The sequence below is a fragment of the Streptomyces sp. CBMA152 genome, from assembly GCF_014596475.1.
Taxonomy (GTDB): Bacteria; Actinomycetota; Actinomycetes; order Streptomycetales; family Streptomycetaceae; genus Streptomyces.
In genome coordinates this window covers 103,617-120,806 of the sequence record NZ_MECJ01000025.1, presented here as the reverse complement: position 1 = coordinate 120,806, position 17,190 = coordinate 103,617, and the positions used below count along the sequence as shown (strand labels likewise).

Genomic DNA, 17,190 nt, shown 5'->3' with positions numbered 1-17,190 from the left:
GAATTCGTCCGTTGTCCGGCGGACGCCGTTCGTTAAGCGGACGTTTCCTGGGTCAACACCAGGACGCAACCGGGGTCTTGGAGGCGACCGGATCGACGGGAGTGTCCGGATAAGGACCGTGCTCGACCTCTACGAACAGGGTGTGCGGCGGTCCGTTTGGGCCCCCGCCACATTGGCCTCAATCCGACTCCGCACTTGCCCTGCGGGATGTCCACCACGCGGACGTTGCCCCACCCCGGGGTCCCGTTTTGTCTGCGGATCGTGCTGGGTTGCTCGCGCAGTTCCACCGGAGGGCCCGTCAGACCAGGCTCTCTCTCCACGCCCGGTGCAGGTCCGCGAAGCGGCCCGTTCCTGCGATCAGTTCGGACGGGGTGCCGTCCTCGACGACCCGGCCGTGTTCCATCACCAGCACCCGGTCCGCGATCTCCACCGTCGACAGGCGGTGGGCGATCACCACGGCCGTGCGGCCGTGCAGGACCGTGTGCATCGCGCGCTGTACCGCCCGCTCGCCGGGGATGTCGAGCGACGACGTCGCCTCGTCGAGAATCAGGACGGAAGGGTCGGCGAGCAACGCACGGGCGAACGCGACGAGTTGGCGCTGGCCCGCCGAGATGCGACCGCCCCGCTTGCGTACGTCCGTGTCGTACCCGTCCGGCAGCCGCGCGATGAAGTCGTGCGCGCCGATCGCCTTCGCGGCCCGCTCGATCTCCTCGCGGGTGGCGTCCGGGCGGCCGATCGCGATGTTGTCGGCGACCGTGCCGGAGAAGAGGAACGCCTCCTGGGTGACCATGACCACCCCTCGGCGCAGATCCGCCCCCGCGAGCTCGCGGAGGTCGACCGAGTCGAGCAGGACGCGGCCCTCCGTCGGGTCGTAGAACCGCGCCAGCAGCTTCGCCAGCGTGGACTTGCCCGCGCCCGTCGAGCCGACCACCGCGACCGTCTGCCCCGCCGGGATCGTCAGGTCGAAGCGGGGCAGCACCTCGCCGCCCGTACGGTACGAGAAGCCCACGCCCTCGAACTCGACCGCGCGGCCCGGCAGTTCGGTGCGCCGCTCCGGCAGCGGCCGGGGGTGCTCCGGCTCCGGCACCGTCGGCGTCTGGGCCAGCAGCCCGGCGATCTTCCCCAGCGACGAGACCGCCGACTCGTACGAGTTGAGGAACATCCCCAGCCGGTCGATCGGGTCGTACAGCCGCCGCATGTACAGCACGGCCGCCGCCAGTACGCCGAGCGCGAGCGTGCCGTCCGCGACCCGGTAGGCGCCCCACAGCACCATCGCGGCGACGGCGGTGTTGGCCACGAGCCGGGAGCCGACCACGTACTGGGCCATTTCGAGGATCGCGTCGCCGTTGGCGCGCTCGTGCGTGCGGTTGAGCTGCTGGAACTCCGCGTCGTTGGCGCGCTCCCGGCGGAACGCCTGGACCGGGCGGATGCCGTTCAACGTCTCCGCGAACTTCACGATCACGGCCGCGATCGCCGTCGAGCGGGCGTCGAACGCCACGGACGCCCGGCGCCGGTAGCGCCGGATCAGCAGATGCAGCGGCGCGTACGAGGCCACCGCGACCGCGCCGATGCCCCAGTCGAGCCAGAGCAGCATCGCGCAGATGTAGACGGAGGAGAGCACGACGCCGATGAGCTCCTGGAGCCCCTCGTTGAGGAGTTCGCGGATCGACTCCACGTCGGAGGTGGAGCGGGAGATGAGGCGGCCCGAGGTGTAGCGCTCGTGGAAGTCGACGCTGAGCGCCTGCGCGTGCCGGAAGATCCGGCCGCGCAGATCGAGCAGGACGTCCTGGCCGACCCGGCTGGACGCGCCGATGAACGCGTACTGGAGCAGGCCCGAGCCCACCGCGCAGACCAGGTAGCCGACGGCGACGGCGATCAGCGGCCCGTGGTCGTGCGCCCGGAAGGCGGGCACGCCCCGGTCGATCGCGTACGCGACCAGCAGTGGTCCGGCCTGCACGGCGGCCTGTTGGAGCAGGATGAGCAGGACGGTGACCGCGACGCGGCCCCGCATCGGCCGCAGCAGATCGCGCAGCAGCCCCCGCGTCGCACCGACGGGCGCGGGCAGCTCGTCCCGGTCGAAGGGGTCCCCGGTCGCGGCGGACTTGGCGTCGCCGAGTGCGTCGTCGGTGCCCGATGCGGCGGCTGGGTCGGGCGCGTCCACGACGGCCTTCGCCATCGAAACGGCCCCCGCCGCACCCGATCCCGCCCCCGCCGGTTCCTCCGGATCCGTCTGGCGTTCCGCGCCCGCTGTCGTGGTCATCGGTTCTCCCCCTCGTCGCCCTCGCCCGACATCAGCCAGGCGTACTCGGCGTTGCCGCGCAGTAGTTCCTGATGTGTGCCCACGGCGGTGACGCGGCCGCCGGAGAGCAGTGCGACCCGGTCGGCGAGCATCACCGTCGACGGGCGGTGCGCCACCACCAGCGCGGTCGTGTCGCGCAGCACGTCGCGCAGGGCCGCCTCCACCCGCGCCTCGGTGTGCACGTCGAGCGCGGAGAGCGGGTCGTCGAGGACCAGGAACCTCGGCCGCCCCACCACCGCCCGCGCCAGCGCGAGCCGTTGGCGCTGTCCGCCGGACAGGCTCAGCCCCTGCTCGCCGACCTGGGTGTCGACTCCGTGCGGGAGCTCTCGTACGAACGCGGCCTGCGCGACGTCGAGCGCGCGGTCCAGGTCCTCGGGTCCGCCGCCGCCCATGAGGACGTTCTCGCCGACGGCGGCCGAGAAGAGCGTGGGCTCCTCGAAGGCCACGGCCACGAGTTCGCGCACGCGCTCGCGCGGCATCGTGGCGATGTCGACGCCGTCGAGCGTGATGCGCCCGCCGGTCGCGTCGTACAGCCTCGGCACCAGCGCGGTCAGGGTCGTCTTGCCGGACCCGGTCCCGCCGACGATGGCCATGGTCTCGCCGGAGCGGATGTGCAGATCGATGTGGTCGAGTACGGGGGCGGTGTCGTCGGGTGCGTCCGGGTACCGGAAGCTGACGCCTTCGAACCGCAGCCCGTCCGCGGCGACGGGCGCGCCACCTCGGCGGGGCGCGGGAACGACGGCACCCCCGGAACCGGAACCGGAAGCGGCACCCCCGGAACCGGAAGCCGCCCCCGCCCCCGCCTCCTCTTCCTCCCGCTCGTCCATCGCCTCGAAGAACCGCTCCGTCGCCGTCGCCGCCTCCTGGCTCATCGCGAGGAGGAACCCGATGGAGTCGACCGGCCAGCGCAGGGCGAGCGCGGTGGACAGGAACGCCACCAGCGTCCCCGCCGACAGGTCGCCGTCCGCGACCCGTACCGTGCCGAGCACCAGCGCGGCCCCGATGGCGAGTTCGGGGATCGTGGTGATCAGGCCCCAAAGGGCCGCGAGGAGGCGGGCCTTGTGCAGCTCGGTGCCGCGCAGCCCGCGCGCGTGCTCGGCGAAGGCGCGGGACTGGCTGCGGTGGCGGCCGAAGCCCTTGATGATGCGGATGCCGAGGACGCTCTCCTCGACCACCGTCGTCAGATCGCCCACCTGGTCCTGCGCCTTGCGCGCCGCCAGCGAGTACCGCGTCTCGAAGAGCGAGCACAGGATCATCAGCGGCAGCACCGGGACGATCAGGACCAGACCGAGCGTCCACTCCTGCGACAGCAGGATCACAAACCCGGCCAGGATCGTCACACTGTTGACCAGCAGGAACGTCAACGGGAACGCCAGGAACATCCGGACCAGGCTCAGGTCCGTCGTGCCGCGCGACAGCAGCTGGCCCGACGCCCACCGGTCGTGGAACGCCACCGGCAGCCGTTGCACATGCCGGTACAGATCCGCCCGCATCGCCGCCTCGACCCCCGCGAGCGGCCGCGCCACCAGCCACCGCCGCAGCCCGAAGAGCAGCGCCTCCGCGACCCCGAGCAGCAGCAGGACGAACGCGCCCAGCCACACCCCGCCGGGGTCGCTGTCGCTCACCGGCCCGTCGACGATCCACTTCAGTACGAGCGGGATCACCAGGCCGAGGCAGGAGGCGACGATCGCGACAATTGCCGCGGTGAACAGCCGCGTTCGGATCGGGCGTACGTATGGCCAGAGCCTCAGCAGCGTACGTACGGACGACTGGTTCTTGGTGGGTGCATGTATATCGGGCATCAATCAACGAGCCTAAACTTCGGCACTGACAACTCCCACCGGCTTTTCGGCGGAGGACCAAGGTCGTAGCCGCCATCAACCGATCGGTTGATGCGCGGTCGAGCGCGTTGGGCGATGTGGGGGCACCCCGCCCCCGGCGATTCTCGATGCATGCCCATCATCGAAGTCACTGCACTCCACAAGGCGTACGGCCGCACCAAAGCCGTCGACGGGGTGAGCCTCGCGGTCGAGGAAGGCGAGATCTTCGGCGTCCTCGGCCCCAACGGCGCCGGCAAGACCACCACCGTCGAGTGCGTCGAGGGACTGCGCGTCCCGGACGCCGGTACGGTCCGGGTCGCCGGGTACGACCCCGTCGCGGACCACGCCGAGGTCACCCGCGTCCTCGGCGCCCAGCTCCAGGAGAGCGAGCTCCAGCCCAAGCTCACCGTCCGCGAGGCGCTCGAACTGTACGCCGCGTTCTACCCGGCCCCGGCCGACTGGCGCCCGCTCGCCGAACGCCTCGGCCTCAGCCGCCACTTGAACGCCCGCTTCGGCAAGCTCTCCGGCGGCCAGAAGCAGCGCCTGTCCATCGCGCTCGCGCTCATCGGCAACCCCAAGGTGGTGGTCCTCGACGAGCTGACCACGGGCCTGGACCCGCGCGCCCGGCGCGACACCTGGGAGCTCATCGAGGACGTGCGGCGCGGCGGCGTCACGGTCCTGCTCGTCACCCACTTCATGGAGGAGGCCGAGCGCCTCTGCGACCGGATCGCGGTCATCGACAAGGGCCGCGTCGTCGCCCTGGACACCCCGTCCGGTCTCATCGGCCGTGCGCCCGGCTCGACCGTCGTCTCCTTCATCCCGTCCGCCCCGCTCGACGCGGACCAGCTGCGCGGCCTGCCCGCGGTGTCGGCGGTCGAGCAGAGCGGCGGCCGGTGGACCGTGCACGGCGGCGACGACACGGTCAACGCCGTCCTCACCCTGCTCGCCCGCCTCCACATCACCGCCCACCAGCTCCGCGTCACCGAGGCCACGCTGGACGACGCTTTCCTGGACCTCACCGAGAACACCCCGCACGGAAAGGCCCGTTGAGCCATGTCGACCCTCACCGCCGCCCCTGTTCGTACGCCCTCCGCCACCCGTGCCGTACTCCGCTCCGAACTGCGCCTCTTCCGCCGCGAGCCCGGCGCCCTCTTCTGGATCATGGTGTTCCCGACCCTGCTCCTCACGGTGCTCGGCTCCATCCCGTACTTCCGCGAGCCGGACGCCTCGCTCGGGCAGCTGCGGCCCGTCGACCTGTACGTGCCGGTCAGCGTGCTGCTCGCGATGGTGATGGCCGGGCTCCAGGCGATGCCGCCGGTGCTCACCGGGTACCGCGAGCGCGGCATCCTGCGCCGGATGTCGACCACACCGGTGCGGCCCGGCGCGCTGCTCACCGCCCAGATGGGGCTGCACGGCGCCGCCGCGCTGGTCTCGGCGCTGCTCGCGCTCACCGTCGGCCGCCTCGCCTTCGACGTGCCGCTGCCGGGTCAACCGGTCGGTTACGTCCTGGCGTTGGCCCTCTCGATCGTCGCGGCCCTCTCGCTCGGCGCCCTGGTCTCCGCGCTCTCGCGTACCGCGAAGGTCGCCAACTCGGCCGGTGCCGCGATGTTCTTCCCGATGATGTTCAGCGCCGGGCTGTGGCTGCCGGTCCGCTCGATGCCGGACGTGCTGGCCCGGATCGTCGAGTCCCTGCCGTTCGGCGCCGCCGCCCAGGCCCTCACCGAGGCGGGCGCCGGGGACTGGCCCGACTGGAAGTACCTCGGCGTGCTCGCCCTGTGGACGGCGGTGCTGTCGGGCGCGGCGACCCGCTGGTTCCGCTGGGAGTGAGGACTTCATGGACCGGGCGGTGTACGAGACTGGGCGCATGGACGACGGGGTGACGGAAGTGGCGGAGCGGCCCACCAGTGCGCGGGTCGAGGAGCGGTGGGGGCTTTTCCACCGCTGGGGCCCCTTCGGGCTGCTCGGCTTCGGCACCCTCGCCTCGGCCGCCACCGCCGACAAGATCATGAACACCGGCACACGGTGGGCGGCGGCCGCGCTGGTCGTCGCGGCCCTGGTGCTGATGGCCGGATGGGACCGCGTACGCCTGCGCCATCCGGGCCCGTCCGCCTCCTCCGCCGTCTACTACTGGGTGCGCTGGGCGATCGCCTTCGCGCTGACCTGGCTCAACCCGTTCTTCGCGTTCTACGCGGTCGTCGGCTACTTCGGGACCGAGCTGCTGCTCCCGCGCCGCTGGTCGCGGGTGGGCGTGTGCGCCTCCGCGGTGACCATGGCCGGTTCGCAGTCCGGCGGGATGCCGCCGCACGGCGCGAGCGGCTGGGTGGTGTTCGGCGCGCTGCTCGTCGTCAACCTCGTCCTGCTCAGCGTCTTCGCCCATCTGGCGGCCCAGGAGGACGAACGGGCCCGCTTCCAGGCCGTCACCATCGACGAGCTGGAGACCGCCAACGCCCGGCTCCAGCAGGCCCTCGACGAGAACGCGGCGCTGCACGCCCAACTCCTCGTCCAGGCCCGGGAGGCGGGCGTCGCCGACGAGCGGCGCCGGCTCGCCGCCGAGATCCACGACACGATCGCCCAGGGACTCGCCGGCATCATCACCCAGCTCCAGGTGGTGACGAACAGCCAGGACCCGGCGGTGGTGAGTACCCACCTCGCCAGCGCACAGTCGCTCGCCCGCGCCAGCCTCGGCGAGGCCCGCCGCTCGGTGCAGAACCTGGGACCCGCGGCGCTTGAGCACGACGCGCTGCCCGAGGCGCTGAAGAAGACCGTCGCGGAGTGGGGCGCGCAGCAGGGGGTACGGGCCGAGTTCACCGTCACCGGCACCGCCGAGCCGCTGCACGACGAGATCGAGGCGACTCTGCTGAGGATCGCCCAGGAGGCGCTGGCGAACGCGGGGCGGCACTCGGGCGCGGGACGGGTCGGGGTGACCCTCTCGTACATGGGTGACGAGGTCTCCCTCGATGTCCGCGACGACGGGCGGGGGTTCGACCCGCTGAAGCTGCCGCCGCGCTCCGGTACCGGCGGCTTCGGTCTTGACGGGATGCGGGCCCGCGCCGAGCGGATCGCGGGCTCGGTGACCGTCGAGGCCGAGCCCGGTCATGGCACGGCGGTCTCGGCCCGCGTACCGTTGGTCCGCCATGGCTGACGAAAAACCCCTCATCACGCTCCTGATCTGCGACGACCATCCCGTGGTACGGGACGGTCTGCGCGGCATGTTCGCCTCCGCCGACGGCTTCGAGGTCCTCGGCGAGGCGTCCGACGGCGTCGAGGGGGTGGAACTCGCCGCCCGCCTCGACCCGGACGTGGTCCTGATGGACCTGCGGATGCCGGGCGGCGGGGGAGTGGCGGCGATCGCCGAGCTCACCCGGCGCGGGCTGCGCGCGAAAGTGCTGGTCCTCACCACGTACGACACGGACTCGGACACGCTCCCCGCGATCGAGGCGGGCGCGACGGGTTACCTGCTCAAGGACGCGCCGCGCGACGAACTCTTCACGGCGGTGCGCGCCGCCGCAGAAGGCCGCACGGTGCTGTCCCCGGCGGTCGCCTCCCGCCTGGTCTCCCGCGTCCGTACCCCGGCCCGCCCCGACGAGTCGCTGTCCGCCCGCGAGCGGGAAGTGCTCGTGCTGGTGGCGAAGGGCACGTCGAACCGTGAGATCGCCCGGGTGCTGTTCATCAGCGAGGCGACGGTGAAGACCCATCTGACGCATATCTACGCCAAGTTGGACGTCAAGGACCGCGCGGCGGCGGTCGCGGTCGGCTACGACCGCAAGATCCTGGGCTAACACCTATTCGGAGCTGTTACGCGGTCACCCGCAGCACCAGCACCGACCGCGCCCCCACCGTCACCCCCTCCCCGCCCCGATGCGTCCGCGCGGGCGCGTCGGACTGCGGCTCCAGGGCCGTGTCCACCAGCACCTCGTACGCCTCGGCCCACGGCGCCCCCGGGACCGTGAAGCGGGCCGGGCGCGGTCCCGCGTGCAGGACGATCAGGAAGCTGTCGTCCGTGATCGGCGCGCCCCGCGCGTCCCGGCCCGGTATGTCACGGCCGGAGAGATAGAGGCCGAGGGTCGCGGTCTGCCCGTACCAGTCCCGCTCGGTCATCTCCTCGCCCCGCACCGTGAACCACGCCAAGTCCCGCAGCCCGTCCGCCCCTTGGGCCCGGCCGGAGAAGAACGCGCGGCGGCGCAGCACCGGGTGGCGGTGGCGCAGCTCGACGAGGCGGCGCGCCAGATCGAGCAGCCCGCTCGGGCCCGGCTGTTCCAGGAGGGACCAGTCGACCCACCCCACCTCGCCGTCCTGGCAGTACGCGTTGTTGTTGCCCCCTTGTGTACGCCCCATCTCGTCCCCGGCGACCAGCATCGGCACCCCGGTCGACACGAGCAGGGTCGTCAGTAAGTTGCGCAGCTGCCGGCGGCGCAGGGCGTTGATCCGGGGGTCGTCCGTCTCGCCCTCGACCCCGCAGTTCCAGGACCGGTTGTCGTCGGTGCCGTCCCGGTTGCCCTCGCCGTTCGCCTCGTTGTGCTTGCGCTCGTACGAGACCAGGTCGCGCAGCGTGAAGCCGTCGTGCGCGGTGATGAAGTTGATCGAGGCGTACGGGCGGCGACCGCCCCACGCGTACAGGTCGCTCGACCCCGACAGGCGATAGCCCAGATCGCGCACGTCCGGCAGCGCCCCGCGCCAGAAATCCCGTACCGCGTCCCGGTAGCGGTCGTTCCACTCGGTCCACAGCGGTGGGAAGGAGCCGACCTGGTAGCCGCCCCGGCCCACGTCCCACGGCTCCGCGATCAGCTTGACCCGACGCAGGACCGGGTCCTGCGCGATCACCGCCAGGAACGGCGAGAGCATGTCCACGTCGTGCATCGAGCGGGCGAGGGCCGCCGCGAGGTCGAAGCGGAAGCCGTCCACGCCCATCTCGGTGACCCAGTACCGCAGTGAGTCCGTGATCAGCCGCAGCACCTGCGGCTGCACCACGTGCAGGGTGTTGCCGCAGCCCGTGTAGTCCGCGTACCGGCGCCCGTCGGACTGGAGGCGGTAGTAGCCCCGGTTGTCGATGCCGCGCAGCGAAAGCGTCGGGCCCAGCTCGCCCGCCTCCGCCGTGTGGTTGTAGACCACGTCGAGGATGACCTCGATGCCCGCCGCGTGCAGTGCCCGCACCATCCGCTTGAACTCGCCGACCTGCTGCCCGGCCGTCCCGGACGCGGAGTAGGCGGCGTGCGGCGCGAAGTAGCCGATCGAGTTGTAGCCCCAGTAGTTGCGCAGACCCCGCCGCAGCAGATGGTCCTCGTGGGCGAACTGGTGCACCGGAAGCAGCTCGACCGCCGTCACCCCCAGCCGTACGAGATGGTCGAGCGCGGCCGGGTGCGCCAGGCCCGCGTAGGTGCCGCGCAGCTCCTCGGGGATGTCCGGGTGCCGCTTGGTGAAGCCGCGTACATGCAGCTCGTAGATGACCGAGTCCGCCCACGGCGTCTTGGGGCGGCGGTCGTCGGCCCAGTCGTCGTCATCGTGGACGACGACGCCCTTGGGGACGTACGGCGCCGAGTCGCGGTCGTCGCGCACGGTGTCCGCGACGTGCTGCTGCGTCCAGTCCCGGACGTGCCCGTACACCTGCGGCGGCAGTGCGAAGTCCCCGTCCACCGCGCGCGCGTACGGGTCGAGGAGCAGCTTCGCCGGGTTCCAGCGCGCGCCCGTCCACGGGTCCCAGCGGCCGTGCACCCGGTAGCCGTACCGCTGCCCCGGCCGGATGCCGGGCACGAAGCCGTGCCAGATCTCATGAGTGAGTTCGGCGAGCGCGAGGCGGCGCTCGGCTCCCTCCGCGTCGAAGAGACACAGCTCGACCGACTCCGCCCCGCCCGCCCACAGCGCGAAGTTGGTGCCCGCCACCCCGTCGGGACCGACCCGGAACCGGGCCCCCAGCGGGGTCGGGGCGCCCGGCCAGACCGGCGGGCGCAGCGCCCCCGGCTCGCCCCGGTGGCCTCGGTGCCCATTGAGCCCGCGGCGCCGTTCCTCCTCCGGAACCGGCCGCTCCACGCCCCGCTCTGCCTCCTGCTCGGCTGCGCTCGACACCCCTCGGCCTCCCGCGGCTCGGCGCCTGGACGGAGCGCGGCGTCCCGGCCGTGCTCCCCACGCGTGTCCTTGCACGTTTTCTTCCCGTTACCCGGCTCGTACTCACGTTTCCCTGGGCGGGGCGCGGTCGTTGAACGGGCGTGAGATTCGTACTGAAGCGGGCAGGAGCGACCGGCGCGGGCGCTCCTACATGGGTGGTGCTGGCGGTCGCACTGGTGGCCGGGCTGAGCGGGTGCAGCGGCGACCGCCTCGACATCGGCGACGTCGGCAAGGTCGGCGACGTGGTCGCGGGCAAGGCGGCCTCGCCCCGGCAAGCGATTCTGGTGACCCCCGACGACGGGGCCAAGGGCGTCAAGGCGGACGGGAGGATCGAGGTGCGGGTGCCGGGCGGGCGCCTGGAGCGGGTCAGGGTGATGAAGGCCGAGGACGCCCAGCCCGAGGAGGTGCCCGGCACGATCGCCGACGACGGGCTCTCCTGGTCGCCGAGCCAGGACGCGCCGGGGCGGCTCGAACTGGCCGCCAAATACACGGTGGACGCGGTGGCGCTGGACGGCCAGGGCCACCGCCAGGCCCGGCACACCAGCTTCACCACGCTGGTGCCCGAGCACCGGTTCATCGGCTACTTCAAGCCCGAGAACCGCTCGACGGTCGGCGTCGGGATGATCGTCTCGTTCAGCTTCAACCAGGCGATCGTGAACCGGGCGGCCGTCGAGCGCGCCATCAAGGTCACCTCGAAGCCGCCGGTCGCGGTGGTCGGCCACTGGTTCGGCAAGGAGCGCCTGGACTTCCGCCCCAAGGAGTACTGGAAGCCCGGCACCAAGGTCACCGTCGACATGAAGCTGCGCGATGTGCCCGCGGCGCCCGGTGTCTACGGCATCCAGGAGAAGAAGGTCGGCTTCACCATCGGCCGCGACCAGGAGTCCCTGGTGGACGCCGAGGCGCACACCATGGAGGTGCGGCGGGGCGGCGAGCTGGTCAGTACGATCCCGATCTCGGCGGGGTCGCCCAAGAACACCACCTACAACGGCAAGATGGTCGCGATGGAGATGTTCGACGTGACCCGGATGAACAGCCGGACCGTCGGCTTCGGCGGCGAGTACGACATCCCGGACGTCCCGCACGCCATCCGGCTCACCGCCACCGGCACCTTCCTGCACGGCAACTACTGGGCCCCCTCCGGCACGTTCGGCAGCTCCAACACCAGCCACGGCTGCGTCGGGCTGCGCGATGTGAAGGGCGGCAGCCCGGACACCCCGGCCGGCTGGTTCTTCGACCGCACGCTCGTCGGGGACGTGGTGGAGGTGGTCAACTCCCGCGACCGGACGGTCGCCGCCGACAACGGGCTCGGTGGCTGGAACCTGGACTGGGCGAAGTGGAGGGCGGGCTCGGCCCTCTGACCGCCCCTCGGCCGGCGTACGGCCCGTACAGGTCCCGATGACGTCCAGATGTCGCCACAGCGAACGCACAGGACCATTGGGACTGAACAGTGACATTCGCGAGGCCTTGAGCGCGCTTCCGGTGTGATTACCTAAGCAACCGTGCGCGCGCGAGGACGCGCGCGGGGGTGATTGTTCAGTGCGGGCCGTGGCGTGAAGCAGGCCGTGCGAGGGGAGAGAACTGTCGTGAACGGGCAGCCAATTTCGGGGGCTCCACACAGAGCGGCGGGACGTCGGCGGGGTACGCCGGGTCTGCTGGCTCTGCTGCTGGGGGCGCTGCTTCTGCTGGTCACCGCGTGCGGTGGCGGCGACGACTCGGGCAGCGGCGACGGCAAGGGCAAGGGCGGCGCCGGCAAGGCGGCCGAGGACACCAAGGCCTCGGCCGCCGTCGTGACGATCGCGCCCAAGGACGGCGCCGGCGATGTGGAGACCAGCGGGGCGCTGAAGATATCCGCTGCCCAGGGCAAGCTCTCCGCCGTCGCGGTCGCCGACACCAAGGGCAACGCGGTGGCCGGAAAGATATCCGCCGACGGCAGCTCCTGGGCCCCGGACCTGCACCTCGCCGCGGCCACCAAGTACAAGGTCCACGCGGTCGCCAAGGACGACAAGGGCCGTGAATCGGCCAAGGACACCACCTTCACCACGCTGGTCCCGAAGGACACCTTCGTCGGCCAGTACACCCCGGAGGACGGCGACACCGTCGGCGTCGGGATGCCGGTCTCCATCAACTTCAGCCGGGGCATCACCAACCCGGACGCCGTCCAGAAGGCCATCAAGGTCACGGCCGAGCCGGCCGTCCCGGTCGAGGGCCACTGGTTCGGCAACGACCGCCTCGACTTCCGCCCCGAGAAGTACTGGGCGGCGGGCACCAAGGTGACCGTCAAGTTCGACCTCGACGGCGTCGAGGGCCGGCCCGGCGTCTACGGCAAGCAGACCCGTACGGTGAAGTTCACCGTCGGCCGCTCGCAGGTCTCCACGGTCGACGCCAAGGCCCACACCATGACGATCGTGAACGACGGCAAGGCCCTCAAGACCATCCCGATCAGCGCGGGTGCGCCCTCGACGACCACGTACAACGGCCAGATGGTCATCAGCGAGAAGTACGAGATCACCCGGATGAACGGCGCCACCGTGGGCTTCGGCGGCGAGTACGACATCAAGGACGTGCCGCACGCGATGCGCCTGTCCAGCTCGGGCACCTTCATCCACGGCAACTACTGGGGCGACCCGTCGGTGTTCGGCTCGACCAACACCAGCCACGGCTGCGTCGGCCTGGAGGACGACCGCGGCGCGGGCAACCCCTCGACCCCGGCGGCGTGGTTCTACAACCACTCGCTGATCGGTGACGTGGTCATCGTCAAGAACTCCAAGGACAAGCAGATCGAGCCGGACAACGGCCTCAACGGCTGGAACCTGTCCTGGGCGGAGTGGACCAAGAAGTAGCCGTACAGGACACGCCTGACGGGACGGACCCGGTCGCTGTGACGCACAGCACCGGGTCCCTCGTCGTTAACGCCGATTAACCTGCTGCCATGACTGTGACCCTCGAAGTCTCCGAAGGCGTCGGCACCATCCGCCTGGACCGCCCCCCGATGAACGCCCTGGACATCGCGATCCAGGACCGGCTGCGCGAGCTCGCCGAGGAGGCGACCCGGCGCGACGACGTGCGCGCGGTCGTCCTCTACGGAGGGGAGAAGGTGTTCGCGGCCGGCGCGGACATCAAGGAGATGCAGGCGATGGACCACACGGGGATGGTCCTGCGGTCCCGCGCCCTGCAGGAGTCCTTCACCGCCGTCGCCCGTATCCCCAAGCCCGTCGTCGCGGCGGTCACCGGCTACGCGCTGGGCGGCGGCTGCGAGCTCACGCTCTGCGCCGACTTCCGTATCGCCGCCGACAACGCCAAGCTCGGTCAGCCGGAGGTCCTGCTCGGCCTGATCCCGGGCGCGGGCGGCACCCAGCGCCTCGCGCGCCTGATCGGCCCGTCCAAGGCCAAGGACCTCATCTTCACCGGCCGGATGGTCAAGGCGGACGAGGCGCTCGCGCTCGGCCTCGTCGACCGCGTGGTCGCGGCGGACAAGGTGTACGAGGAGGCGCACGCGTGGGCCGCGAAGCTCGCCCAGGGTCCGGCGCTGGCGCTGCGCGCGGCCAAGGAGTGCGTGGACGCGGGTCTGGAGACGGACATCGAGACCGGGCTCGCCATCGAACGGAACTGGTTCGCGGGCCTGTTCGCGACCGAGGACCGCGAGCGCGGGATGCGCAGCTTCGTCGAGGAGGGCCCGGGCAAGGCCAAGTTCCTCTGAGAGGCGGCCGGTTGACGGGTGCGGGCGTGCGGTGGACGGCCTTGCGGACAACAGCCGTCCACCCTGCGGGTGGATTAGCCTGGCCTTAAAGAAACCTTAAGTACGACCGCTTCCGAACGCTTGGTGATCATTCGGGTGCGGGCTGTCAGCGCAGGCCGGGGGTGGTTTGTGCGGAGTCGACCGCCCCCGGCATATGCTGAACGGGCCCTGCGGAACCTCTGGTTCCGGGGGCCGTTTTCCCCGGGAACGGCCCCGCGGACCCCTTCGGGCGGCCATGATGGGTCCATGGCGGGGCTGGAGGGTGTGGAACAACCGCGGCAGCGCGGCAGCGCGACCGCGGCTCGGTGGACGCCGGCCGTCGAGGACGAACGGGCGCTCCAGGCACTGGAGTTGTTCGGCAACCCGACGGAAGAAGAGGTGCGGCTGCCGTCCCGCCCCGAGTCCGCGGCCACCGCGAGACGGCTCACCCAGTGCGTGATACTGCGCCAGTGGGGCCTGTCCCCGGCGCTCGCCGAGCAGGCGATCCTGCTCGTCTCCGAACTCGTCGGCAACGCCGTGCGGCACACCGGCGCGCGCGCCTTCGGGCTGCGGATGCTGCGCCGCCGGGGCTGGATCAGGATCGAGGTGCGCGACCCCTCACGTGGGCTGCCCTGTCTGATGCCGGTCCATGAGATGGACACCAGCGGCCGCGGGCTCTTCCTCGTCGACAAGCTCTCCGACCGGTGGGGCGTCGACCTGCTGCCCCGGGGCAAGACGACGTGGTTCGAGATGCGCGTCGCCGACCGCTGAGCCGGGCCGTCGAGCCGGGCCACGGCCGTGCCCCGGATGCGCCGAAGCCCCCGTGCGCGCCGGGGTGGGGCATGGCTGCGGGGGCTTCTGCGGAGCGCCGCCGCGGACCGAAAGGGGTGTGATCCACGGCGACTGAAGACGACCGAACTCGGGTCAATGAGGGGTCGTGTCCCCGACTATGGCAGACGGGGGGCCTTCACGCCAAAAGTCCTTACTCGGACAAACTTCCACAGACCGCCACAGTTTAGCTGTGAATCGTAGGTGAGCTAGAGCACGGACCTTCCAAATGATGAATAAGTATCGAACTCTATGGGTGATTCCTCGATCCAGACGATCTCGATCATGGCGTGTCCGGGGCGACCCGCAAAGGTCCTCAATTGGGTCAATCATTACGTTCCGCCCCCCGCCGCACTTAAATGTCCATGTGCTGAATCCATTTCCCCGTGGGGTCGACCGCCGCAGCGCACTGCGAGCCGGGGCGGGGGCGGCCGTCGCGGGGGCCTTCGCCGCCGCCTGCTCGGACGACAAGGGCGGCGCGGCCCCGGCGTCCCGCTCGCCCACCCCCGCCGCGTCCCGGGCCTCCGCCCGTCCCGGCACCACCCGCGCCGCCCCCGCGCCCCGCTCGTATCCCGGTCAGCCCGGCCAGATCGCGCACGGGCCGAGAGACCGCCCGATGGTCGCCCTCACCTTCCACGGCCAGGGCGACCCCAAGATCGCCAACGCCGTCCTCGCCGAGGCCGAGCGCGGCGGCGCCCATGTCACGGTCCTCGCCGTCGGCAGTTGGCTCGACGAACACCCCGAGATGGCCCGCCGCATCCTCGACGGCGGCCACGACCTCGGCAACCACACCCAGCGCCACATCGACATCTCGGCCCTGCCGGAGCAGGAGGCGTACGCGGAGATCAGCGAGTGCGCGGACCGGCTGCGCCGGCTCACCGGCTCCGTCGGGACCTGGTTCCGCCCGTCCCGCACCCAGTACGCGACACCGCTCGTGCTGCGACTGGCCCGGCGGGCCGGGTACCCGCACGTCCTGTCGTACGACGTCGACTCGCTCGACTTCACCTCGCCCGGCGCGTCGGCCGTGACGCGCAACGTCACCGGGCGGATCCGCAACGGATCCGTGGTGAGTCTGCACTTCGGCTACGCGGACACGGTCGCCGCGCTGCCGGCCCTCCTCGCCGACCTCGACCGCCGCCATCTGCGCGCGGTGACCACCACGGAGTTGCTGACCTGATGCTGACCGCCACCAAGAGGACCGCCGCGCTGCTCGCCGGCCTCCTGCTCGCCGCGCTCGCCGGCTGTTCGTCCGGGGACAAGGGCGGGGACGAGGCCCTGGGCACCAAGGCCGTCGCGCCGCCCGTGCAGAAGAAGGCCGCGGTGCAGGGCCTGCCCGGGATGCCGCCGGTCCTGGACCCCAAGGACGCCTACGCCGCCGACCGGCCGAACGCCCTCCAGCCCGCAGTGAAGGACTTCCTCGACCGCGTCTACGTGCCCAACACCAACTCCAACACGGTCTCGGTGATCGACCCCAAGACGTACAAGGTCATCGAGACCATCAAGGTCGGCCACCAGCCCCAGCACGTGGTCCCCTCCTGGGACATGAAGACGCTGTGGGTCAACAACGACCTCGGGGACAGCCTCACCGCCATCGACCCGGCGACCGGCAAGGCCGGCCGCACGGTCCAGGTCTCGGACCCGTACAACCTCTACTTCACGCCCAACGGCAAGTACGCGGTCGTCATGGCGTCGATGGACCGCGAGCTGGCGTTCCGCGACCCGGTCACCATGAAGCGGGTCAAGACCGTCCCGGTGCACTGCGCGGGCGTCAACCACGCCGACTTCTCCATGGACGGGCGGTACTTCATCGTCTCCTGCGAGTTCTCCGGCGAACTGCTCAAGGTCGACACCGAGAAGATGGAGGTCGTCGCCCATCAGAAGCTGCCGTTCGACGGGGCGATGCCGCAGGACGTCAAGATGTCCCCGGACGGCAAGACCTTCTACATCGCCGACATGATGGCGCACGGGATGTGGGTGCTCGACGGCGACCGGTTCGGCACGCCGACGCTGCTGCCCACCGGCAAGGGCTGCCACGGCCTCTACATCAGCCGCGACTCGAAGGAGATGTACATCTCCAACCGCGGCGAGGGCTCCATCTCCATCTTCGACTTCGGCCAGAACAAACTCACCAAGAAATGGCATCTGCCGGACGGCGGCAGCCCCGACATGGGCGGTGTCTCGGCGGACGGCAAGGTCCTGTGGCTGTCGGGCCGTTACGACGGCGAGGTGTACGCGATCGACACCGCCACCGGCCAGGAGCTCGCCCGGATCCCGGTCGGCTCCGGCCCGCACGGCCTGGCGGTCTACCCGCAGCCCGGCCGCTACTCGCTGGGCCACACCGGCATCTTCCGCTGAGGCAGGGCGCGTTCGTACGTACGGCTGCCCCCGGGGATCGCCCGGGGGCAGCCGTGTGTCCGCCGTCCTCCGGG

13 protein-coding genes are annotated in these 17,190 nt (G+C 71.2%); 10 read left to right on the top strand and 3 right to left on the bottom strand.

What is annotated here, in order from left to right:
- Positions 1-298 precede the first annotated feature (298 nt).
- Together BG418_RS21975 and BG418_RS21970 are read right to left on the bottom strand one after the other, a co-directional pair.
- Entirely contained in the window at positions 299-2,176 is a 1,878-nt protein-coding gene (locus tag BG418_RS21975; protein WP_188275773.1) for an ABC transporter ATP-binding protein, read from the bottom strand.
- A gap of 80 nt (positions 2,177-2,256) precedes the next feature.
- Positions 2,257-4,101, bottom strand: coding sequence for an ABC transporter ATP-binding protein (locus tag BG418_RS21970; RefSeq protein WP_188275663.1), 1,845 nt, complete (start codon positions 4,099-4,101; stop codon positions 2,257-2,259).
- 150 nt (positions 4,102-4,251) lie between these two features.
- Between BG418_RS21970 and BG418_RS21965 the strand changes: the two genes are divergently transcribed.
- The 4 genes from BG418_RS21965 to BG418_RS21950 are packed head-to-tail and all read left to right on the top strand — an operon-like array spanning position 4,252 to position 7,898.
- Positions 4,252-5,169 carry an ABC transporter ATP-binding protein gene (locus BG418_RS21965; protein ID WP_188275662.1) on the top strand — a complete coding sequence of 306 codons (918 nt, stop codon included), beginning with the start codon at positions 4,252-4,254 and terminating at the stop codon, positions 5,167-5,169.
- Positions 5,170-5,172: 3 nt separating this feature from the next.
- The gene (locus tag BG418_RS21960; protein ID WP_188275661.1) at positions 5,173-5,946 is read left to right on the top strand and encodes an ABC transporter permease; all 774 of its coding nucleotides are present in this window, start codon (positions 5,173-5,175) and stop codon (positions 5,944-5,946) included.
- A 37-nt stretch (positions 5,947-5,983) separates the two neighbouring features.
- Positions 5,984-7,261 (top strand): sensor histidine kinase, encoded by a 1,278-nt coding sequence (locus BG418_RS21955; protein WP_223185233.1) that lies wholly within the window; start codon positions 5,984-5,986, stop codon positions 7,259-7,261.
- Positions 7,254-7,898 (top strand): response regulator transcription factor, encoded by a 645-nt coding sequence (locus BG418_RS21950; RefSeq protein ID WP_188275659.1) that lies wholly within the window; start codon positions 7,254-7,256, stop codon positions 7,896-7,898. The genes BG418_RS21955 and BG418_RS21950 overlap by 8 nt, the downstream gene beginning before the upstream one ends.
- A gap of 16 nt (positions 7,899-7,914) precedes the next feature.
- Here the strand turns inward: BG418_RS21950 and glgX are convergent, their stop codons facing one another.
- Entirely contained in the window at positions 7,915-10,179 is a 2,265-nt protein-coding gene (gene glgX / locus BG418_RS21945) for a glycogen debranching protein GlgX (RefSeq protein WP_398999764.1), read from the bottom strand.
- A 140-nt stretch (positions 10,180-10,319) separates the two neighbouring features.
- On the opposite strand from glgX, the gene BG418_RS21940 reads away from it, so the two are divergent.
- The 6 genes from BG418_RS21940 (at position 10,320) to BG418_RS21915 (ending at position 17,116) form a co-directional block, all read left to right on the top strand.
- Positions 10,320-11,576, top strand: coding sequence for an Ig-like domain-containing protein (locus BG418_RS21940; protein WP_188275658.1), 1,257 nt, complete (start codon positions 10,320-10,322; stop codon positions 11,574-11,576).
- Positions 11,577-11,801: 225 nt separating this feature from the next.
- Positions 11,802-13,058, top strand: coding sequence for an Ig-like domain-containing protein (locus BG418_RS21935; RefSeq protein ID WP_188275657.1), 1,257 nt, complete (start codon positions 11,802-11,804; stop codon positions 13,056-13,058).
- An 89-nt stretch (positions 13,059-13,147) separates the two neighbouring features.
- Entirely contained in the window at positions 13,148-13,915 is a 768-nt protein-coding gene (locus BG418_RS21930) for an enoyl-CoA hydratase/isomerase family protein (RefSeq protein WP_188275656.1), read from the top strand.
- A 168-nt stretch (positions 13,916-14,083) separates the two neighbouring features.
- A complete protein-coding gene (locus tag BG418_RS21925; RefSeq protein ID WP_188275655.1) occupies positions 14,084-14,704 on the top strand; it encodes an ATP-binding protein in 621 nt (206 codons plus the stop codon).
- Positions 14,705-15,128: 424 nt separating this feature from the next.
- Positions 15,129-15,938: a polysaccharide deacetylase family protein gene (locus tag BG418_RS21920; protein WP_398999758.1), complete on the top strand. Its 810-nt coding sequence runs from the start codon at positions 15,129-15,131 to the stop codon at positions 15,936-15,938.
- Positions 15,938-17,116, top strand: a complete 1,179-nt coding sequence (locus BG418_RS21915; protein ID WP_188275654.1) for a YncE family protein — start codon at positions 15,938-15,940, stop codon at positions 17,114-17,116. The genes BG418_RS21920 and BG418_RS21915 overlap by 1 nt, the downstream gene beginning before the upstream one ends.
- Positions 17,117-17,190 lie beyond the last annotated feature (74 nt).